Source organism: Ureibacillus chungkukjangi (assembly GCF_044795995.1).
GTDB lineage: Bacteria > Bacillota > Bacilli > Bacillales_A > Planococcaceae > Ureibacillus > Ureibacillus chungkukjangi.
This window is the reverse complement of sequence record NZ_CP085009.1, coordinates 1,597,409-1,618,445: the sequence shown is the minus strand read 5'-3', so window position 1 is coordinate 1,618,445 and position 21,037 is coordinate 1,597,409. Positions and strand designations below refer to the sequence as shown.

The following is a 21,037-nucleotide window of genomic DNA, read 5'->3' as shown; positions in this document are numbered from 1 at the left end:
CCAAGGAAAGCGCCCGTGCGAGACGAGCGCTTTAACTTTATCTAATGGAATTTAACTTACCTAGAGCTTATGGATATAGACGGTTTAAAAGTCTTGGGAATGGAATACTTTCACGAACGTGCTCTGCACCACTAATCCATGCAACTGTTCGCTCTAAGCCTAAACCAAATCCTGAGTGAGGTACTGAGCCTTGTTTACGTAGATCTAAATACCAAGCATAAGCTGATTCATCTAATTTATGTTCAGCTAAGCGTTGTTTTAGTAGATCGTAATCATGGATACGTTCAGAACCACCGATGATTTCCCCGTAGCCTTCTGGTGCAATTAGGTCTGCACACAATACAACATCATCACGTTCTGGATGTGGCTGCATATAGAATGGCTTGATACCTACAGGGTAGCATGTAATAAATACCGGCTTGTCATAGTGTTCTGCAATCGCTGTTTCATGTGGCGAACCGAAATCGTCACCCCACTGAATATCTGTAAATCCTTTTTCATGTAAGAATTTAATCGCATCATCATAAGATATACGTGGGAATGGAGCTTGGATGTTTTCTAATTTAGAAGTATCACGCCCAAGTCTTTCTAGTTCAATCTTACAATTTTTCAATACTGATTGAACAATGTAAGCCACATATTGCTCTTGAACTTCTAGGTTTTCTTCAAATTCCACGAAAGCCATCTCTGGCTCGATCATCCAGAACTCAATTAAATGACGACGTGTTTTTGACTTTTCTGCACGGAATGTAGGACCAAATGAGAATACTTTTCCTAAAGCCATTGCCGCTGCTTCCATATATAATTGTCCAGATTGAGAAAGATATGCGTCTTCGTCAAAGTATTTTGTTTGGAAAAGCTCTGAAGTTCCTTCTGGAGCTGAGCCCGTTAGAATTGGCGGATCCACTTTAACAAAGCTGTTATTATTGAAAAACTCGTATGTTGCACGAATTACTTCGTTACGGATTTTCATAATAGCATGTTGTTTACGTGAACGTAACCATAAATGACGGTTGTCCATTAAAAATTCTACACCATGCTCTTTTGGTGTAATTGGATAATCTACTGCTGCATGAATTACTTCGACACCAGTAATAGCTAACTCACAGCCAAATGTTGAACGTGTATCTTCTTTAACAACACCTGTTACGTACATAGACGTCTCTTGAGTTAAACCTTTTGCTGTAGCGAATAGTTCTTCCCCTACTTCTTCTTTTACAATTACACCTTGCACAAAGCCTGATCCATCACGTAATTGTAGGAAGGCAATTTTACCACTTGAACGTTTGTTTGCTAACCAAACGCCTAATTTTACAGTTTCGCCAATAGCTCCTGGCATGTCTTTAATCATTATTTTTTTCATAGTTGTTCCTCCGTCAAAAAACTAATCATGTTGCTACTTTGCATAACCTTGAGAATGAATATCTAGATTGCAGGCTAATAATTTTTTACTAGCCTGCAGCTTGTTAGCTTAAATTAGTCTTGCCATTTTGATTTTACGAAATTATCCATACGACGAACCGCTTCTTCCAGGTTCTCTAAAGATGTAGCATAGCTTAAACGTATTGTAGATGGTAGTCCGAAGCCTGAACCCGGTACAACTGCAACATTAGCATCAGTAAGAAGAGCTGTTACGAAATCATCAACAGAAGCGTAGCCCGTTTTTTGTGCTGCTTCTGATACATCTGGCAATAAATAAAATGCACCTTGAGGTTTAATCACATTAAAACCAGGGATTGCATTTAATTTTGGATAGATTGTTTCTAATCGAGATTCAAAAGCCGCTCTCATTTCTTCTACAGAATCCTGTGGCCCGTTATATGCTTCAATTGTTGCATATTGAGATGTAGTAGTTGGATTTGATGTTGAGTGTGAAGCAAGGTCAGTCATTGATTCAATAATCTCTGCATTACCTGCTGCATAACCAATCCGCCATCCTGTCATTGAATGGGATTTTGCTACACCATTTATAAGGATTGTACGTGCTTTCACTTCCTCAGAAATTGAAGCAACAGAAAAATGTTCTAATCCATTGTATAGAAGTTTTTCATAAATTTCATCCGATACGATTAAAATATCTTTTTCTACTGCAACTTCTGCTAAAGCTTCTAACTCTTCACGTGTGTAAACCATTCCAGAAGGATTACTTGGTGAGTTAATAATTACTGCCTTTGTCTTTGGCGTTACTGCATTCCGTAATTGATCCGCCGTAATTTTGAAGTTTTGCTCACTTGTACTTTCAACGTAAACCGGTACACCACCAGCTAGTTTTACTTGCTCAGGGTATGAAACCCAATAAGGAATTGGGATTATTACTTCATCCCCTTCATTTAGAATGACCTGGAATAAGGTATATAGAACGTGTTTAGCCCCAATTCCCACGAGAATTTCCTTTGGCGTGTATTCGAGATTGTTGTCTCTTGCCAATTTGTCTATAATCGCTTTCTTTAAAGCAGGCAGTCCACCAGCTGGAGTATATTTTGTATGTCCTTGATACATCGATTCTGACGCAGCATCAAGAATATTTTTTGGTGTATTGAAATCTGGCTCCCCTGCTCCTAAACCAATCACATCAATACCACTCGCCTTTAACTCTTTTGCTTTTGCAGTTATGGCTAAAGTTGCTGATGGTGTTAATGTTTTTACACGATTGGCTAATAATTCTCTCATGAATGATCTACTCCTCTACAAGTTTAAAATACGTTTCCACCATTGTCCGTCCTCAAAAATAATATAGACATAGTTAAGTTTGTCATCACTGTTTGTATAAGTAATTTCCCAAACTGGGCCAACTTCCTCATAGCCTAATTTTGTGTGAAGGATTTCATTTACTTTGACTTCATTATTTAAAACCGACAATGCTTGTTCCTTTGTAACTCCGTCTTTCAAAAAAACTTCCTGTATCTTTTTTTCTTCTAAACTGATTGGAACAAATACTGCCTTTTCGTTACCATCCGCATCTTCGCCAAAGACAGTAACGTACGGTTTATTGCCATTATAAACATATGAGTCCGATACAACATCTAATATCTTAGTTGTTAACGCTAGCTCTTCTGCCTTTTTTTCAATTTCATCGAATGGTGCGTCGGATTTCCAAATTACGAGTACAGAAATAACAAGTGCCAAAGAAACTATAAAAACGGAAATGAAAATTATCCAGTTCTTCATCGAATCACCTTCATCTCTGCTACCTTTTCATATGTCATTGCTTGTCAACCTGCTTTCTTTCCTCATCCTTACTATTATACCAATGTTCTATCTCTAAAACCATATGTTGTAGAGGTAGTTTAGTGACAGAAATTTGCGGTAAAGCACGTAAAAATTCTACTCCATACGATTTTGTTTCGATTCGGCGGTCTAATACGACAAAAACTCCCTTATCCTGTGAGGATCTGATTAATCTACCGAAGCCTTGTTTAAATCGTAAAATTGCCTCTGGTAAAGAAAGCTCGGTAAATGCATTTTTACCCTGTTGCTGTATAGCTGCAGATTTCGCCTTAAAGGTAGGTTCATCTGGCGCAGAGAATGGCAAGCGTACTACAATAACTGATGATAGTCCGTCACCAGGTACGTCTACTCCCTCCCAGAAGCTATTTGTCCCAAATAACACTGAATGGCTAAATTTTTGGAAGGATTTTAGCAAACGCAATTTACTGCCGCTTGTAACACCTTGTGCAAAAATCATGTAGTCGAGAAGCAGCTCACTTTCTTGGATTAGCTCAACCGTTTTTCTCAACATGTCCTGTGAGGTAAATAATACAAAGCATCTCCCTTGAGTTGACCTGACAATCTGTGTAATTGCCAATGCAACGGATTCAATATAATCTGATTGAGATACTCCTTGAATATCCGGCATATCATTTACGATAAAGGCTTTTGCCCCTTTATAATAATGCTCTGGAGCTTGAAGACGTTTTAAGGGTACATCCTTTTTGATTCCTAATTGCTTGGCTATGAATCGCTCATTATTAGGTACTGTTAAAGTGCCCGAGGTCCAGATGACTGCTGACTTTTGTCTTATTGGATGAAAGAGCTGTTCGATTGTTGACGAAATACTGATTGGTTTTTTCAGTACACGAATACTGCCAGGAATATTTCTTTGATCGATTTCAATCCAAGTGGTGTAATCCTCATCATATTTGATGAAAATTTCATCCCATTCACTCGCCTTCATCTTATACTCGCGAATCCAGTAATCCCATTGCTCTAAAACTAATTTATGCTCTGGGGCAATTTGTTCAATATCTTTTTTGAAATGAGCAGACATTTGGTCGGCTAAGTCAATCCATTGCTGCATAGCCTTTGAAAAATCCACAATATATTCCCTGTTCAAGGATAGCTCATGCATAAAATCCAATCGCTTTGCATTGGATTTTGAATGATGAGCAGATACCCTCATTTGGGAAACAATATCCTGCATCGTCTTATCGAATAACTCAATCATTCGGATATATATTTTTTCCAATTGATGAAAGGCACTTAATGGTACTCTTTGTTTTTTAATAGCGATTTTTTGAAATGCCGTAAATAATTCCTGATCTGTTGACAATCCAATTCGACCGAAAATATATTTCCAATTTGTAAAGGTAAAAATAGCTTGATCCCGTTGCTCAGCTGCTTGAACAAATTGATGCGCCTCATCAATAATCCAGCCGTCGATTTCATCAAAAATCGGTTCATGACGCACTAAGTCGGCTAGGAGCATGGAGTGGTTTGTAATAATTAAATCTGCATCCGAGCTCTCCTGAATGGCACGATCATAATAATCAAGGCTGTGTTTTTGCTGGGTCTTTTCAGTATTTTTACGGATTTTATCAATAAACAGCTGACCCCCACCTGAACAATTCAGCTCTGAAAGGTCCCCGGTTTCGGTTTTAGATAACCATACAAGTACTTGAAGCACGGTTAAGGTTTCATCGTAGGATAAATCCTGGCTTTTCATTAATTGCTCAAAAAGGATGACATCCACATAGTTTTTCTTTCCTTTTAATAAAGTCACATTAATAGGACGTCCAATTATTTTTTCTACCTTTGGGATTTCATTTGTTAAAAGCTGTTCAAGTAAGTTTGTTGTATACGTACTAATACATACTTTTCGATTGCTCTTTTTGGCATAGAGGATGGATGGTATCAGATAGCCAATTGTTTTGCCAATTCCCGTTGAAGCCTCAATCATTACTTCCGATTTATTGTTCAAATTGTCCCAAATGATATCCATCATCTCGAATTGCTCCTGGCGCTCCTCGAACTGCTCCATTGCTTGTTTAAAAAGCCCTACTTTTTCTGGAGTCGTAATAGGGTACTCTATCCCCTCCTGTAAATCCTTGACGCTTTTTGAAGGCTTTTTTAATGCAAGTTTGTTGTAATAAACATAATCGTCTTCTTTCTCAACTTTTCCACGCTTAATTTGTAACGCTTCAAAAAATAGCTGTGAAAGATTCGTTTTTAAACGAAAAGACTTTTTATGCATCTGCTCTAAAGTTACCTGTGGGAGTGAAAGGATTTCTTCCCAGCATTCCTTTAGTAATAAGGCACAAGCCTTTGCATCATCATCTGCTCGATGGGCGTTGTTTAGAGGGATATTAAGCTCTACTGCAAGGTCTCCTAATTTATAGCTCAAGGAAGATGGAAATAATATTTTTGACAGCTCAACCGTATCGATTACTTTGCCATTCCATTTGGGTAAACCGACACGTTTAAATTCACCCTGTAAGAAGGACAAATCGAAATCCGTATTATGAGCGACAAACACGGTATCCTGTAATAATTCATATATATAATCTGCATGTGCCTCAAATGGTAGTGCATCTTGTACATCCGTATCGGTAATGTTTGTTAAATCCTGTATAAAAAGCGGGATTGATTTCCCAGGGTGAATGAATGATGTAAAAGTCTTCTTGATACACCAATCCTCCATGATGACAATTGCTATTTGAATCATACGGTCTCCGTTTGCTTGGGAATGACCGGTTGTTTCGATATCAACAATTGCATATTTCTGACTTTCCACCATTTTTCCTCAACTCACAATTTAAGTTTATTATCATCAGATTACGAAGCTGTTAGTTATAATTTAATACCGTAATCAGAATTCTCTATCTAGATAAGCGAATTTTATCATACCTACAGTCAATCGGTCATCTTAAGCCCCGCGAGAATATAAAAAATACCCAAAAGTCATTAGGACCTTTGGGGTGAAATGATGTCTTATTTATAAAAAGCATTATGTACAAATAAAAAGAGCAGGGGCTCATCTCCCTGCTCATAAAAACAAAGTACTCCGACAAATCCGTGTCGTAATGAGTACTTTGGTTGTAAAGTATAAACTTTACATAGGTTTGGCACCTAGAATCTATTCTATCTCAAGTTTGATAGAAACTCAAGTGGAAAAATATTTCTCTATAATTATTTAATTGTAGCCTCTGGTTCATAGGAGATCATTTCCTTGATTGTATTATTTTCTCCCATGATTGCTATTGTTGGTTTGTGATCTTGCGCTTCTTCATTTGTCACGTATACGTAAGAAATGATAATGACGATATCCCCTTTTTGAACAAGTCTTGCTGCAGCACCATTTACACAAATTACGCCACTACCGCGTTCACCCGCAATAATATATGTCTCAAAACGAGCACCATTATTATTGTTAACAATATGAACCTTCTCATTTGGAAGCATCCCTACTGCATCTAAAATATCTTCATCAATTGTAATGGACCCTACATAATTTAAATCGGCTTGTGTTACCTGTGCACGATGGATTTTACTATTCATCATCATTCTAAACATTTGCTGTTTCCCCTTTAGTTGAAAAAATAATATTATCAATTAGTCTTGTTTTTCCAATATAAACTGCGGTTGCTAGTAAAAAATCATTTGTAGTATCTGTGACTGCTTTTAAATCTGGATAAGATAAAAGCTCTAGATAGTCAATTACCCCACCTGTTTTATCAGTAATATGCTTCGATGCTAGCTCAATTGCCGCAGTTGCATTCCCATGTAATATAAACTCTTCTTTTGCAAGAATTAGTCCTTCAAAAATGGCTGGTACCACGGCACGCTCCTGCTCTGTTAAATAAACATTGCGGGAGGACTTCGCAAGCCCGTCTGCCTCTCGAACAATTGGTAGAGTTTTAATTTCTAACGGAAAATTGAAATCTCTCACAAGTGTTTGAATAATGGCAACCTGCTGTGCATCCTTTTGACCAAAATAGACGCGCTTTGGCTCTGCAATATGAAATAGCTTTGCAACCACTTGTAGTACCCCATCAAAGTGACCAGGTCTAGAAGCACCACATAATATCTCAGACTGTCTGCCAGCTCTTATTGAAATCCCGCCATCTTCTGGGTACATTTCATCAACAGATGGAGCAAATATAACATCTACACCAACCGATTCAGCCAATTGTGCATCTCGTTCTAAATTACGAGGATAGGATTCAAAGTCTTCATTTGGACCAAATTGTGTTGGGTTTACAAAAATGCTCATTACAACAAGATCATTTTCTCCCCTTGCTTTCGTTGCTAAAGCCAAATGTCCCTCATGGAGGTAACCCATTGTGGGTACTAAGCCAATGGATTTTCCTTCACCTTTTGTATCGTGGACTATGGATTTTAACTGGGCAATTGTGTTGATAATTTTCATTTTTCTACGCCCCCATAGATTTGCGTGAGCTCTTCATCCTTCATGGTAAAGCTATGCTTTAATGTTGGGAAGGTACCTGCTTTCACTGCTTTTGTATAGTTTTTAATGCCACGTTCAACTTCTTCACCAACAAATGAAAAGCTTTCAACAAATTTTGGGATGTGGTGATTTCCATACCTTAACAAATCATGGTAAACAAGAACCTGCCCATCAGCTGTCGCACCAGCACCAATTCCGATTGTCGGAATCGTCAGCTCTTTTGTAACCGCTTCCGTTAACTGATGAGGTATACACTCCAATACGACAGCACAGGCACCTGCAGCTTCACATTCCTTCGCATCCTGAATGAGCTTCATTGCTTGCTGAGCTGTTTTTCCTTGAACCTTATATCCACCAAGAACATTGGCTAGCTGCGGCTGTAAACCTAAGTGAGCAACAACTGGGATTCCAGCAGTAGTAAGCTTTTCGATGGCCTTCACTACTTCTCCAGCACCCTCAACCTTAAGTGCATTGGCACCTGTTTCCTGCATCATTCTAACTGCTGTTTTTAATGTTTCATTTTGATCGCCGTGATACGAACCAAAAGGCATATCTACAACAACAAATGTATCCTTTGCTCCGCGTCGTACAGCTTTTGCGTGGTGAACCATGTCTTCTACTGTAACGGGAAGCGTTGAGTCATAACCGAGAACAACCATCCCCAATGAATCACCTACTAAAATCATATCGACACCAGCCTCTTCAGAAAACCTCGCTGCTGGATAGTCATAGGCCGTAATCATGACGATTTTTTCATCTTGTGCCTTCATCTTCAAAAAATCACTCGTACTTTTCATCATTTTTTCCTCCTTTTTATTAAGAAGAAAACATGAGAAGAACATACGATAATCGATGTTATTCTCTTATACCGAGTCCCGATGTAAGCGCTTCTCAGCATAAAAAAATCCCTCTGTCTTAAAAATAGACAGAAGGATTGCGTTGTTAAAAATTAAAAATAACGCAGTTTGTTTTCTTCCGTCCCTGTCTTATAAAAGATCAAGGCAGATCTTTTTAGTTATTTAAACGTGTAACAAGGTACAGTTCAAAAAATGATACTGTCCATACCGCTACTATAACAACTTTTAAAGTAAACGTATACAGGTTTTTATAAATTCTCTACAGCTTTTTTAATAGACAAGCCTTTAAAATTAGCCAAAGTAAAACCCTACCATTTTAAGCTTTAAATGGTAGGGTCATTTCATAAAACACTAATACAATTTCAATTTTTTTGTAATCCATATGCAAACCTTAGACCTTATGTATTCTCAGCAGATGATGAATTTGATGAACGTACTTTCCCACAACGAACACAGCGATCTGTAAAATAACTGTATTTATGATAGCCAAGCATACGACAAAACATAGAACTGATCATTTTCATAAAGCTAGTTCACCCCGAATCTAGTAATTTACTCTTTTCAACTCTTTTACTTATCATTATATTCCTGTCTATAAGAGAAAATACCATATTCATAGTAAAAATATAATAAAAGTTTTGAATATTTTTACATTTTATCCTTTTTGAGTAGGTTTGCAATTTTATTTCGAGAGACTTTTTAACTAAAAATTAGAAAAACTCTTTTTCAACAGTGAGATTTCACCTACGAAAAAGAGTTTTCTAAAAAATATATATTCTATTATTCATTCAATTCGATATCAGCAGAATAGATACTTCGAACTTCTCCATTATCTAGCTGAATTTCCAAAACACCAGATTCAGTAATACCGATTGCTTTTCCTTCAATAACTTCTGTTAAAGTTGTGGCTTTAATTTGTTTACCTATTGTTCCAGAGGCTTCTTCCCATAGCTTCTTAATAGGACCAAAACCTTCTTTCACATATAAGTCACTATAGTTCTCTAAGTAATTTAAGATAGTTCCAACAAGTTCAGCTCGGTTTAATACTCTATTTTCCTCGATACTTAAAGAGGTTGCAATCGTATGAAGCTCTTCTGGAAAATCCTCCTGCTGCTGATTGACATTAATGCCGATTCCAATCAATAATGCCTGGACTCGATCCATTTCAGCGATCATTTCGGTTAAAATGCCCGTACACTTCAGTCCATTTACTAAAATATCATTCGGCCATTTGATAACGGGAGTAAAATTACTATATAGAGATTTAATTGCATTAATAATCGATACTGCTGCCACTAATGTGAATTGAGGTGCTTGATGTGGCAATACATCTGGTTTGATAATAACTGTCATCCAAATGCCCTTCCCCTTTGTCGATTCCCAAGGACGGCTCATTCTTCCCTTGCCCGCGGTTTGTGACTCAGCAATTATAATTGTCCCATCCTTAGCACCATTACGAGCTAATTCATGTGCAATCGTTTGAGTAGAAGCACACTCGTCTAAATAATGGATGGACTGTCCAAATCGCTCTGTAGACAAAAAGGATGCTATACTCGCTGCATCCACTCTGTCTAGTTTATTTGTTAATAGATAGCCTTTTTTCTTAATTGTATCAAAAGTATAGCCATCCTCTTGTAAGGACTGCAAATGTTTCCAGACCGCCGTTCGAGAGATTCCCAATTCATCAGCTAAATACTGACCTGAAATCGGCTCCCCTGAGGCAAGAAGGAAACGCTTTAGTATTTTATCCTTCATTGATAAAGTCATTTAAGAACCATTCCTTCAACTTGTCTTCTTCATTTTCTACGTATCCGTTTAAAACAGCTATAATTGCAGCATCTAAAGCAACTTTAATCCAGGGACCACTTTTTCTAGTAGTCCAGCTCATCAAATGATTTCCGCTGATAGCTAATTGGTCAATGGCTTGAATTGGCAGGCTATTTTTAACCGCATGTATTTCTTCTTTTTCAAATGGTAGAGCAATGTTTTGCCATCTAGCAAAATCATAAGCTGTTTCTAAAATCTCTAGCTCATTTGAAAAATAATCCATTGCAGTCCACTTTTGTCTTAATGCATCAAAAGCATTTAGTGTTTTACGAACAAAGGTTTTTTCCTTTTTCGACAAACGGTAGAAATCCACAATATCTTGCATTTCCTGACGATTCAAAAGACACAAATAAGCCCAGCCAATCTCTGATTTTTCAGCTTTAAAAGTACGCCAATGCTCAAGCTGGTCCGAAAAATGCCCTACTAAAAATTTCGATAGATTACTTTCAATCAGTAATTGAAGACCATAGTATACAAATTTACTTTTCCAAACCTTAGCCATTTCCATTGCAATTCGTTCATTTGCTATAAAATCAATTAAATCACTATCAACCTGAATGGCCTTTAAAGTTTTTTCCTCGATAGTAAAACCTAATTGAGACCCAAAACGAATAGCCCTCAGCATTCGAAGGGCATCCTCACGAAAACGCACATTCGGATCACCAACAGCACGGATAACCTTATTTTCTATATCTTCTTTTCCACCATATAGATCAATGATATCACCGTCTTTTGTAAAAGCCATTGCATTAATAGTAAAATCGCGGCGCTGTAAGTCTTCCTCGAGGTTTCGAACAAACTTTACTTCCTCTGGTCTACGATAGTCACTATATGTACCTTCAGTGCGATAGGTTGTTACTTCAATTGGCTCCCCTTCATCTAAAACCAATACAGTTCCATGCTCAATTCCAACATCTACTGTCGATGAAAAAATTTCTTTTATCTCTAAGGGCAAGGCACTAGTTGCAACATCCACATCATTGACTTTTCTTTGCAATAGATGATCTCGTACAGCACCACCAACAATGACCGCCTCAAAACCACTTTTTTCAATCCTGTCAATCACCTGTAACGCAGCATGCCATTCCTTATTTATATTCATACGCGCAGTGCCACCAATCGTTCATAGAGTTGTTCATAATGATCAATAATAGGCTTCGCTAAAAATTTCGTTTGAATAGAGGTAATTGCAGCTTGACGGAATTGGATTAATTTCTCTTCATCTTTTAATAATTGAATTGCAAATTGGGCTGCTCCTTCAGTATCACCAAGCTCGACAATGAAGCCATTTTCACCATGTTGAATAACTTCTGGTATACCTCCTACATTTGTACCGATGCCGGGTACCCCGCAGGCCATTCCTTCCAATAATACTAAACCAAAGGATTCAGTTTCTGATAGCAATAATTTTAAGTCGCTTAAGCCAAATAACTCTGCAACATTTTCTTGCTTTCCTAAAAATAGAACATCCTCTTTATATGGCGATGTTTTCACATAATCGACCATTCTTTGTTTTTCAGGACCATCACCTACTAACAGAAGCTTAGCAGGCATTTCTGCTCGAACTTTAAAGAAAGTATTTATGATATCTGGTAAATTTTTAATTTTACGGAAGTTCGAAACATGGATAAGAACACGCTCGTCATCACTAATTCCATATTGTACCTTTAAATTACTAGAATCTATTGGCTTAAATATCGACTCATCAACAAAATTATAAACAGTTTCGATTTCTTTTTTTGTATCGATTAATTGATAGGTCTGTTCTTTTAAGGCATCCGAGACAGCTGTCACAATATCCGACTTATCGATACCATATTTAATAGCCTGAGTCATTGTCGAATCCTGTCCTAGCACTGAGATGTCGGTACCATGTAAGGTTGTAACTATACCAATATTTTCTCCACTCATTTCACGTGCAAGAACTGCACATACAGCATGCGGAATAGCATAGTGAACATGTAGTACATCTAATTTCTTCTCTTTTATAACATCCGCCATCTTACTTGCTAGAGCAAGGTCATATGGAGGGTATTGAAAAACAGAGTAATTATTTACTTCAACCTCATGAAAAAATACATTGGGGTAAATTTTATTTAATCGAAATGGAACACTAGATGTTATAAAATGAATTTCATGTCCTCTTTCTGCTAGCATTTTTCCAAGCTCTGTTGCTAGAACACCAGAACCACCAACAGTTGGATAACATGTAATTCCAATTTTCAGCTTCTTCATCCGACGTTCTTCCTCTCTATCCAAATAATTAATTACTTTAATCATTGAAAACAAATTAATTAATCAAATATGTGTAGATTCATATATGCTTATTGTTCAAAATTATTGAACAAAGCATCCGTCAGAAGTTCTGTATATTTAGATAATTAACAAATATTTTTAATGCAAAAGTTCAATATCACTTTTATTTACGTCTTTCCTGGATTAACCGCCAATCTACAAATCCCTCTTGTAGACCCTTTAGTAGAATTTCTGCTGTTCCCATATTCGTTGCTAAAGGGATATGGTAAACATCGCAAAGTCGAACAAGTGCCGTTACATCTGGTTCGTGTGGCTGTGCAGTAAGAGGATCTCTAAAGAAAATGACCATATCCATGTCATTATTAGCTATCATAGAGCCAATTTGCTGATCGCCCCCTAATGGTCCTGAACGAAATCTTATTAGCTTTAAACCAACCTCATCTTGTATGCGCTGTCCCGTTGTCCCAGTTGCATATAATTCATGCTCAGACAATATTTCTTTATATGCTATAGCAAACTCAACTAGACTATCTTTTTTACGATCATGTGCAATAAGAGCGATTTTCATTTTCTATCTCCATTCTTATAGGATATTTTCTAGTCCGTATACTAATTCTTCCAATGTCATGACCTTTTCAATACAGTAAACAACTCCACCCATAAAGGATTCACGGTTATAGGAATCATGGCGAATCGTTAGCATTTGCCCTTCTCCACCAAATAGAACCTCTTGATGAGCTACTAAGCCTGGTAAACGTACAGAGTGAATGCGCATTCCCTCAAAGTCTGCACCTCGTGCCCCTGGCATTGTTTCTACTTCAAATTCATGCCCCTGCTTTTGTGATTCACGAACCTCCGCAATCATCTGAGCTGTTTTCTTCCCTGTTCCAGAAGGTGCATCTAATTTACGATCATGATGCATTTCTATAATCTCAACATGTGGTAAATATTTAGCAGCCTCTTTTGCAAACTTCATCATTAATACAGCACCAATTGCAAAATTCGGCGCAATAATACATCCTACTTTACTTATTCTTGCAAGATTTGTTAGCTCTTCTAATTGTTCGTCAGTAAAGCCTGTAGTACCAACAACTGTACGTACATTATGTAACATTGCTTCTTTTGTATGCTCATATACAGAATGCGGATTTGTTAAGTCGACTAAAACATCTGGTTTTGTTTCTGTAATCAATTGCGTGAGGTTCGTATAAATTGGCACGTCTAAATTTGAAGGAAACATTTCAAGCTCGGCTAAGCTATCTCCTACATGCTTATAATCTAATGCCGCCACAAGCTCCAAACCATCGCGGTTATAAACAGTTTTTACTGCCTCTGACCCCATTTTCCCTCTACTACCTGCAATTGCAACTCTTATTGTCATACTATTCATCCTTTCTGCCTTTAATATTTTCTGCTATGAAATAATGTTAACTTATTGGATACCTAATGCATTTGTATAACATACTAAAAAAAAGAAAAAATCTCCTAATTCTACATTTGTATTTTTCAATTCAGACAGATTTTTTCGTCCCTATACAAGTTAGTAGTATTTTCTCCTGTAAAACTGCCTCCAACTAAGGGTTTTTAGTACCAAAGTTAGTTTTTAGAAAATCTAATTCTTGAATTTTTATATGTATTTATCTATTTTTTTACGGTAATTTTCACATTATATATCTCATTCGACATCATACCATGCACTTAGTATCATCGTATATAATAAAGGGCTATGTTGTCAAAAGAAGAAAAATAAAACATAATGTATCTATCGTTGGAGGTAAATAAAGTAAGCAAGAGTAATAATAAGTAACTATTTATTGTTAATGTTTGGAGGTTATTTTTTGAGAGGTATTAAAGTAAAAAACATTCTTGGAATATTATTAGGTGCAGCCATTTTTAGTTTTGGCCTCCTACATTTTAATATTCAAAACGAACTAGGTGAAGGTGGCTTTAGCGGTATTACGTTAATATTATACTTCACATTAAATTGGGATCCAGCAATCATGAACCTTATTCTTAATATCCCGATGTTTATAATAGGCTGGAAGCAATTTGGTCGTGTAGAGTTCATCTATACAATTATTGGAACTGTTGCAGTTTCCATCTTCCTACGTATTTTCCAGGTTTACGAAGTGAATTTGAATCTTCAAGACGATTTACTTTTAGCTGCTTTATTTGCAGGTGTTTTCGTCGGGATTGGGCTTGGAATTATTTTCAGATGCGGTGGTACAACAGGTGGAGTCGATATCATTGCTCGACTTACAAATAAGTATGTTGGCTGGAGTATGGGCCGTACCATGTTTTTATTTGACGCTTTCGTAATTTTAGCATCGTGGCTTACATTCTTAGATGCACGTTCGATGATGTATACACTTGTAGCTGTTTTTGTTGGTGCTCGCGTGATTGATATGGTTCAAGATGGTGCTTATTCTGCAAAAGCTGCACTAATCATTTCAAATAACCCTGATGAAATTGCAAATCTTATTTCTGAGAAGATGGAACGTGGAATCACTGTATTCCATGGCTATGGACATTACACAAAGCAATCGAAGGATGTTCTATACTGTATTGTCGGCCGTAATGAATTAGTACGACTTAAATCGATAATACGTTCTATTGACCCTAATGCATTCGTCTCAATTATTGACGTAAAGGATGTTACAGGAGAAGGCTTCAGAATCGATGAGTAGATAAAAAGCATAAAGCGCTTGGATTGATTCATTTCATCCCAAGCGCTTTTTTACTAATAATTAAAGGCTACATCTCATCTCGCAATAGGAATTAACCTAAGTTTATTCATCTGCTTTTGACAAGACCTCATTCACATAACGTGCCACCTCTTCGATTTCCTCTTCCGATAAAATCGTTCCAAATGCCGGCATTGTTGAACCACCATTTTTTATACGCTCTATAACATCATCTTTGTTTTCTGCTAGCTTACTAAGCTGTAGATTTGGTCCATTATGTCCGTTTTCCCCCATATTACCATGGCAGGATAAACAGTTTCCTTCATAAATAGAAAGTCCAACCTCATACGGATCACTTGTAGAACCAGTTGTATCGGAATCTTCTGGGTCATTTGATGTAGCAACTTTCTCATCAGACTTGCCGTCACTTTTTTCTGAAGCATCAATTGGTGTACCGTCCCATTTACCATCTAATTTAAATGTATACACCTTATCTCCATGAGCTGAACCGGCTAAAGAGTTTCCAGCTGCAAAAATTGATAAATATTGTTCACCATCAATCTCATACGTTACAGATGGAGCATTCGCACCAGCATCTGTTTTATAGCTCCATACTTCCTCACCAGTTTTTGCATTAAATGCAATAAGACGTCCATCATTGTGACCAACGAATATTAAATCACCAGAAGTTGCAAGTACTCCTGAATAGGCATTCGTATCCCATTCGACCTGCCATGCAATTGTATTTGTTTTTACATCCATTGCAGTGATTGTTCCTCTAGTTGGTGCATCTGAAACTGGAACCATAATACTTCCTATATACATTGAACCCTCTTCATAAATATCTTCATCCATTCGAGATAAAGCTATATAGCCATCTGTACCAAGAACATAGAAGTACTCAGTTTCTGGTGAATAAGCTGATGGCGGCCAGTTAGCTCCACCAAAGGCAGATGGTTTTAATGTAACAGGCTCCTCCCAGAAAGGAGTAAAGATAGAACCAATCGTCCCCTCAAAATCATCACTTAAATCACGTTCCACGTCCTCTTCCGTCACAGTTTGAGGAACAAAGGAATCACCTTTTGGGAATGGCTGTGTTGGTGAGGTTTTTTGCTCTGCAAGCTGTGGCACCTCTTTTTCATCAATCCCGATTAACGGTTCACCTGTTTCACGATCTAAAAAGTAAATCCATCCCGTTTTACCAGCTTCTCCAAGCGCTTTTCGTTTCTTGCCATCGATTTCTACATCAAACAGGATGACCGGGTTCGTCGGATCTAAATCCCATATATCATGATGCACCTGCTGGAAATGCCATGCATAATCTCCTGTTTCGGCATTTAATGCAACAATCGAGTTGGCATATAAATTATCCCCTTCTCGTTTACTTCCATCTAAATCCGGGGCAGTATTACCAGTTACAAAATAGATATATCCTAGCTCTGGATCCACTGCTGGTGTGTTCCAAACCGGAGCACCACCATGTAACCAGTTTTTATCCTCATCATCTGGCCAAGTATCGCCATTTTTCTCATATGGTGTAGGAATAGTATACCAACGCCAAACCTCATGACCATACTCAGCGTCATAAGCCATAATTCTACCTCGTATTCCGTATTCCCCACCAGCAACACCAGTGTAGACCTTACCATTATAATAAAGAGGAGCACTTGTAATTGTATACCCCTCTTCCCAATTAGCTACTTCTGTTTCCCATAGTAATTCGCCTGTTTCTTGATCTAACGCTATTAGTCTAGCATCTAATAAACCTGCGAAGACTTTCCCATCAGCAACAGCTACGCCTCGAGTCGTCCATCCACAGCAAACCGTATTAAGCTTTTCTGCGATTTCTGGACGGTACTCCCAAATCTTCTCACCTGTTTTTGCGTCCAGTGCTAATACATCATTTTCTGCTGTCGCAATATACATCACTCCATCAACGACAATTGGTGTTGCTTCCCCAGAAAATTTCATATCCAAGCTAGCGCCTAAACTAGTTACCCACTCTGGTTTTAAATCACCAATCGTTTCTAGGTTAATTTCTTCTAACTCTGAGAAACGTCGATTAAAATAATCTCCACCATGTGTAACCCATTCTTCTTTTGCAAACTCTACTTTTATATCTGGCTGACTAGGGTCTCTTCCATTGTTCGCGTCCACTTCTTCTGTAGGTGTTTTAACAATAAATCCTGTATCTTTTTCACCAGCCTTACCCTCGTCTAGGCTCTTTTTTGATAAAACTCCTGCATAAAAAGCAAGGCCAGCAATAATAATAATTCCCACAAAACTGAACAACAGCACCTTAGATAAACTGAATTTCATAACTCTCCCCCCTTATATTTCATTATGTAAAGCGCATGATTACGCTTTCATAAACTGAGTTATATTTCTACAGTCTATTAATCTAAAGTACTAGTTATTATCTTTTTAAAAATATTTTTTAGTTCCATTAAATTAGATAAAAAAAGAAGATGTCCCCATTTATTTTTATGGGAAAAATCTTTTTTAGGACAAATTACCGCATTCTGTATTAGAAAATATTACTCCTCGAATTTTTTAATTGTGTGTGTATTGTGTGTGTACCTGGTACACAAAAAAATCCCAAAGGTTTCTAAAAACCTTTGGGATAAATTTTGCTATGCAGTTTTACTTAATCGTCAGATCGCATGCCTGTGTATATTAGAATTAAACGTGCTAACTCTAATACTGCTACAGCAGCTGCTGCAACATACGTCATTGCGGCTGCATTTAAGACCTTTTTCGCAGCGCGTTCTTCATTGTTAGAGATAATGCCTAACGTTATAACTTCATTCATTGCACGTTTAGAAGCATCAAACTCTACTGGCAAAGTTACTACCTGGAATAAAACACCTGCAAGAAGTAATCCAATACCTAACAATAAAAATCCTGAACTAGAGGCAAAAATACCAATCATTACAAAGATCCATGATGCGTTTGATGTAATATTAGCTACTGGAGCTAGTTTTGAACGTAGGTTCAAAAACGTATAGGCTTCTTTATGTTGAATTGCATGCCCAACCTCATGTGCAGCAACAGCTACACCTGCAATGGATGCTTCATAATAGTTTTTCTCAGATAGTGCTACAGTTTTCGTCGCTGGATTGTAATGATCTGATAATACTCCTTGTGTCGGTACTACACGAACATCAGACAAACCATGAGTATCTAAAATCTGACGCGCAACTTGTGCACCAGTCATATGTTTTGAAGATTGAACTTGAGAAAATTTCTTGTACGTACTTTTTACCTTCATCTGTGCGTATATCGGCAAAATCAAAATAATTAGAAAGTAAACAATATACATTCCTGCTGTCAATTAACCTCTTCCTTTCTAATAAGTTACTATACTACTAATTTTAATGGCTCATTAAAACTTATGCAATTATTCACACCTATAAGCCTATTACAGGAAAACAAAATTATGACAAAAATGACATATTTACTAGCTTTAAGAAGAGTGATTTCGGGATGTATTAATAATATTAGTATAAACAAAATAAGCAATAGCAATGCATACAATAGATAGCCAAAAAGTAAAATAACCAATTTGACTTGCGTATTGACTAAGTACACTATAGGTAGGCATTTGACCAAAAACATAATCAATCACATCATTATGCAACGTCCAAATCGCAGCAATAGCTATATGAACCATACCAAATCGATAGTTAGCCATATAAAGAATCGCTTGAACTGCCATTAAACCATGAGAAAACACAAGCATCCATCCTGCTGGACCAATCGACCCTATTTCAGCCAGTGTCAACAAATTCATAACAACAGCCCATACCCCATATTTAACCAACGTAATCAAAGCTAAAGCTTCAATCAATTTAAAATGCTTTCCAAATATCCACCCAAGAACAGCAATACAGAAAAACAAGCTTGCTGTCGGACTGTCTGGAACAAATATTAAAAACTTTGGCTCTGTTCGAGATAATTGCGAACCGTACCAAATATAACCGTAAATTGTGCCAAATAAATTAATGAAAAATAATAATGTCAAAAAAGAACGATGTGTTAATAAAAACCAACACTGTGTGAAAAATGCCTTCATTTTCTATTCTCCTTATTATTCCACAAAATTTTAAAGATTTATGTATTTTTTCTTAAACTAGCACATATGTAAATTAGAAATAAGTAAAAGAGAAGAGAGTCAGTTTCCCGACTCTCTTTTAAGAAAAATATTAGAATTATTCTTCAGCTTTTAAACTTGCGATGAATTCAGCTAAAACTTGTAGCTCTTCTTCAGTACCAGCAAATTGGCCAGCTGGCATTGCGCCACGACCATTGTGGATCACATCGGCAACTTCTTCAGCAGTTAATTCGTTACCTACTAAAGCAGGAGCTGCAGCCCCACCTTGCATATCAGCACCATGACAAGCGATACAAGACTTACCTTGTTCACCAGTGAAGATTAAATAACCTTCTGCTGTCTCATCAATTTCGATGTCCACTTGTTCTTTGATTTCACCTTGTTTTGCTGCTGCTTCCCAGTCATGGTTTACAACAGATTCCCAAGTTAAGAAAATCATAGCAGCAAGTGCTAATAACATAAATGCCGTTGGTAATGGACGCTTAGATGGACGTCGTTCAGGACCTTTGTCTAAGAACGGTATTAACATTAACGCACCAATCGCTAAACCAGGCATAACGATTGCACCTACCACATTGTATGGACCTGATGCATAGGCATATTTTAATAATTGGTACAAGAATAAGAAGTACCAGTCTGGTAATGGAATATATGAAGCATTAGTTGGATCTGCCGGACCTTCAAGTGGTGAAGGATGTGCGACAGTTAATAATAAATATCCGATTAAGAAAACTGCACCAACCATCCATTCTTTTAATAAGAAGTCAGGCCAGAAAGCTTCTGTTTTACCTGGATACTCGGAATAATCTTTAGGCATATTCACCATACGGTTATTAGCTTTAACGCGTGAATCACCTACGAATTTCATCCCTTTTCCGCGATGCATAGTGTCCCCTCCTTTAAAAAATCATAGACCCTTATAAATTCTTACTGAATTAAAGTGGTCCAGAAATACCTTGACGGCGAATCATAATAAAGTGAGCTGCAAGTAATGCAAATAATGCTGCAGGTAAGAAGAATACATGAATTGCGAAGAAACGTGTTAACGTTTGCGCACCAATTATTGTTGCATCCCCAGCAAGTAATACTTTAATAAGTTCACCAATAAACGGAACAGAAGCAGCAATCTCAATACCTACTTTAGTAGCGAATAGCGCTTTCATATCCCAAGGTAATAAATATCCTGTGAAACCTAATCCTAACATAACACAGAAAATTAAAACTCCTACAATCCAGTTTAACTCACGAGGTTTTTTATAAGAACCTGTGAAGAACACACGAAGTGTATGTAAGAACATCATTACAATTACTAATGAAGCTCCCCAGTGATGCATACCGCGTACGATTTCACCGAATGCTACTTCGTTTTGTAAGTAATAAACTGATTTCCATGCATTTTCAACGTCCGGCACATAGTACATTGTTAAGAACATACCCGATAAAATTTGGATAACTGTAATGAAGAAAGTTAATCCACCGAAACAGTAAACAAATGCAGAGAAGTGATGTGCAGGGTTAACGTGCTCTGGCACTTCGTGGTCGGCTATATCACGCCAGATTGGAGTGATATCCAGTCGTTCATCGACCCAATCATAAATTTTATTTAGCACTGATG

19 protein-coding genes are annotated in these 21,037 nt (G+C 37.3%); 1 reads left to right on the top strand and 18 read right to left on the bottom strand.

The features are described 5' to 3' along the window. Positions 1–67 precede the first annotated feature (67 nt). From asnS to dapB, 13 genes are all read right to left on the bottom strand, one after another. The gene (gene asnS / locus LG296_RS07925) at positions 68–1,363 is read right to left on the bottom strand and encodes an asparagine--tRNA ligase (RefSeq protein ID WP_404427875.1); all 1,296 of its coding nucleotides are present in this window, start codon (positions 1,361–1,363) and stop codon (positions 68–70) included. Positions 1,364–1,476: 113 nt separating this feature from the next. Next, positions 1,477–2,670 (bottom strand): pyridoxal phosphate-dependent aminotransferase, encoded by a 1,194-nt coding sequence (locus tag LG296_RS07920; protein ID WP_107934339.1) that lies wholly within the window; start codon positions 2,668–2,670, stop codon positions 1,477–1,479. Between the two features lie 15 nt (positions 2,671–2,685). Continuing rightward, positions 2,686–3,168 carry a DUF5590 domain-containing protein gene (locus tag LG296_RS07915; protein ID WP_107934337.1) on the bottom strand — a complete coding sequence of 161 codons (483 nt, stop codon included), beginning with the start codon at positions 3,166–3,168 and terminating at the stop codon, positions 2,686–2,688. Between the two features lie 34 nt (positions 3,169–3,202). Continuing rightward, positions 3,203–6,013 carry an ATP-dependent DNA helicase DinG gene (dinG, locus tag LG296_RS07910; RefSeq protein ID WP_107934335.1) on the bottom strand — a complete coding sequence of 937 codons (2,811 nt, stop codon included), beginning with the start codon at positions 6,011–6,013 and terminating at the stop codon, positions 3,203–3,205. 392 nt (positions 6,014–6,405) lie between these two features. Continuing rightward, positions 6,406–6,789 (bottom strand): aspartate 1-decarboxylase, encoded by a 384-nt coding sequence (gene panD / locus LG296_RS07905; RefSeq protein ID WP_107934333.1) that lies wholly within the window; start codon positions 6,787–6,789, stop codon positions 6,406–6,408. Then, positions 6,782–7,645 carry a pantoate--beta-alanine ligase gene (panC, locus tag LG296_RS07900; RefSeq protein ID WP_107934331.1) on the bottom strand — a complete coding sequence of 288 codons (864 nt, stop codon included), beginning with the start codon at positions 7,643–7,645 and terminating at the stop codon, positions 6,782–6,784. Before panC ends, panD begins: the two co-directional genes overlap by 8 nt. Beyond that, positions 7,642–8,481: a 3-methyl-2-oxobutanoate hydroxymethyltransferase gene (gene panB, locus LG296_RS07895; protein ID WP_107934329.1), complete on the bottom strand. Its 840-nt coding sequence runs from the start codon at positions 8,479–8,481 to the stop codon at positions 7,642–7,644. The genes panC and panB overlap by 4 nt, the downstream gene beginning before the upstream one ends. A 458-nt stretch (positions 8,482–8,939) precedes the next feature. Then, positions 8,940–9,065 (bottom strand): hypothetical protein, encoded by a 126-nt coding sequence (locus LG296_RS07890; RefSeq protein WP_255502509.1) that lies wholly within the window; start codon positions 9,063–9,065, stop codon positions 8,940–8,942. Between the two features lie 256 nt (positions 9,066–9,321). Beyond that, a complete protein-coding gene (locus tag LG296_RS07885; RefSeq protein ID WP_107934327.1) occupies positions 9,322–10,308 on the bottom strand; it encodes a biotin--[acetyl-CoA-carboxylase] ligase in 987 nt (328 codons plus the stop codon). Next, positions 10,286–11,470 (bottom strand): CCA tRNA nucleotidyltransferase, encoded by a 1,185-nt coding sequence (locus LG296_RS07880; RefSeq protein WP_107934325.1) that lies wholly within the window; start codon positions 11,468–11,470, stop codon positions 10,286–10,288. Before LG296_RS07880 ends, LG296_RS07885 begins: the two co-directional genes overlap by 23 nt. After that, on the bottom strand, positions 11,467–12,603 hold the full coding sequence (gene bshA / locus LG296_RS07875) for an N-acetyl-alpha-D-glucosaminyl L-malate synthase BshA (RefSeq protein ID WP_107934324.1): 1,137 nt from the start codon (positions 12,601–12,603) through the stop codon (positions 11,467–11,469). Before bshA ends, LG296_RS07880 begins: the two co-directional genes overlap by 4 nt. A 184-nt stretch (positions 12,604–12,787) precedes the next feature. After that, the gene (gene mgsA / locus LG296_RS07870; protein WP_107934322.1) at positions 12,788–13,192 is read right to left on the bottom strand and encodes a methylglyoxal synthase; all 405 of its coding nucleotides are present in this window, start codon (positions 13,190–13,192) and stop codon (positions 12,788–12,790) included. A 15-nt stretch (positions 13,193–13,207) separates the two neighbouring features. After that, on the bottom strand, positions 13,208–14,005 hold the full coding sequence (gene dapB / locus LG296_RS07865; RefSeq protein WP_107934320.1) for a 4-hydroxy-tetrahydrodipicolinate reductase: 798 nt from the start codon (positions 14,003–14,005) through the stop codon (positions 13,208–13,210). A gap of 439 nt (positions 14,006–14,444) precedes the next feature. Here dapB and LG296_RS07860 point away from each other — a divergent pair, with 439 nt between their 5' ends. Next, a complete protein-coding gene (locus tag LG296_RS07860; RefSeq protein ID WP_107934317.1) occupies positions 14,445–15,311 on the top strand; it encodes a YitT family protein in 867 nt (288 codons plus the stop codon). Between the two features lie 102 nt (positions 15,312–15,413). Here the strand turns inward: LG296_RS07860 and LG296_RS07855 are convergent, their stop codons facing one another. The 5 genes from LG296_RS07855 to qcrB form a co-directional block, all read right to left on the bottom strand. Further along, positions 15,414–17,627: a PQQ-binding-like beta-propeller repeat protein gene (locus LG296_RS07855; RefSeq protein ID WP_107937149.1), complete on the bottom strand. Its 2,214-nt coding sequence runs from the start codon at positions 17,625–17,627 to the stop codon at positions 15,414–15,416. Between the two features lie 328 nt (positions 17,628–17,955). Then, positions 17,956–18,630, bottom strand: a complete 675-nt coding sequence (locus LG296_RS07850; RefSeq protein ID WP_107937200.1) for a zinc metallopeptidase — start codon at positions 18,628–18,630, stop codon at positions 17,956–17,958. A 144-nt stretch (positions 18,631–18,774) separates the two neighbouring features. Beyond that, positions 18,775–19,383: a DUF1405 domain-containing protein gene (locus tag LG296_RS07845; protein WP_107937151.1), complete on the bottom strand. Its 609-nt coding sequence runs from the start codon at positions 19,381–19,383 to the stop codon at positions 18,775–18,777. 136 nt (positions 19,384–19,519) lie between these two features. Further along, positions 19,520–20,308, bottom strand: a complete 789-nt coding sequence (locus tag LG296_RS07840) for a menaquinol-cytochrome c reductase cytochrome b/c subunit (protein ID WP_107937153.1) — start codon at positions 20,306–20,308, stop codon at positions 19,520–19,522. A gap of 49 nt (positions 20,309–20,357) precedes the next feature. Continuing rightward, a complete protein-coding gene (gene qcrB / locus LG296_RS07835; protein ID WP_107937155.1) occupies positions 20,358–21,032 on the bottom strand; it encodes a menaquinol-cytochrome c reductase cytochrome b subunit in 675 nt (224 codons plus the stop codon). Between the last annotated feature and the right edge of the window lie 5 nt (positions 21,033–21,037).

Bases quoted from the DNA above. Each gene is read 5' to 3' on its own strand.
- asnS (WP_404427875.1), bottom strand. From the start codon at position 1,363: ATGAAAAAAATAATGATTAAAGACATGCCAGGAGCTATTGGCGAAACT.
- LG296_RS07920 (WP_107934339.1), bottom strand. From the start codon at position 2,670: ATGAGAGAATTATTAGCCAATCGTGTAAAAACATTAACACCATCAGCA.
- LG296_RS07915 (WP_107934337.1), bottom strand. From the start codon at position 3,168: ATGAAGAACTGGATAATTTTCATTTCCGTTTTTATAGTTTCTTTGGCA.
- dinG (WP_107934335.1), bottom strand. From the start codon at position 6,013: ATGGTGGAAAGTCAGAAATATGCAATTGTTGATATCGAAACAACCGGT.
- panD (WP_107934333.1), bottom strand. From the start codon at position 6,789: ATGTTTAGAATGATGATGAATAGTAAAATCCATCGTGCACAGGTAACA.
- panC (WP_107934331.1), bottom strand. From the start codon at position 7,645: ATGAAAATTATCAACACAATTGCCCAGTTAAAATCCATAGTCCACGAT.
- panB (WP_107934329.1), bottom strand. From the start codon at position 8,481: ATGAAAAGTACGAGTGATTTTTTGAAGATGAAGGCACAAGATGAAAAA.
- LG296_RS07890 (WP_255502509.1), bottom strand. From the start codon at position 9,065: ATGAAAATGATCAGTTCTATGTTTTGTCGTATGCTTGGCTATCATAAA.
- LG296_RS07885 (WP_107934327.1), bottom strand. From the start codon at position 10,308: ATGACTTTATCAATGAAGGATAAAATACTAAAGCGTTTCCTTCTTGCC.
- LG296_RS07880 (WP_107934325.1), bottom strand. From the start codon at position 11,470: ATGAATATAAATAAGGAATGGCATGCTGCGTTACAGGTGATTGACAGG.
- bshA (WP_107934324.1), bottom strand. From the start codon at position 12,603: ATGAAGAAGCTGAAAATTGGAATTACATGTTATCCAACTGTTGGTGGT.
- mgsA (WP_107934322.1), bottom strand. From the start codon at position 13,192: ATGAAAATCGCTCTTATTGCACATGATCGTAAAAAAGATAGTCTAGTT.
- dapB (WP_107934320.1), bottom strand. From the start codon at position 14,005: ATGACAATAAGAGTTGCAATTGCAGGTAGTAGAGGGAAAATGGGGTCA.
- LG296_RS07860 (WP_107934317.1), top strand. From the start codon at position 14,445: ATGTTTGGAGGTTATTTTTTGAGAGGTATTAAAGTAAAAAACATTCTT.
- LG296_RS07855 (WP_107937149.1), bottom strand. From the start codon at position 17,627: ATGAAATTCAGTTTATCTAAGGTGCTGTTGTTCAGTTTTGTGGGAATT.
- LG296_RS07850 (WP_107937200.1), bottom strand. From the start codon at position 18,630: ATGTATATTGTTTACTTTCTAATTATTTTGATTTTGCCGATATACGCA.
- LG296_RS07845 (WP_107937151.1), bottom strand. From the start codon at position 19,383: ATGAAGGCATTTTTCACACAGTGTTGGTTTTTATTAACACATCGTTCT.
- LG296_RS07840 (WP_107937153.1), bottom strand. From the start codon at position 20,308: ATGCATCGCGGAAAAGGGATGAAATTCGTAGGTGATTCACGCGTTAAA.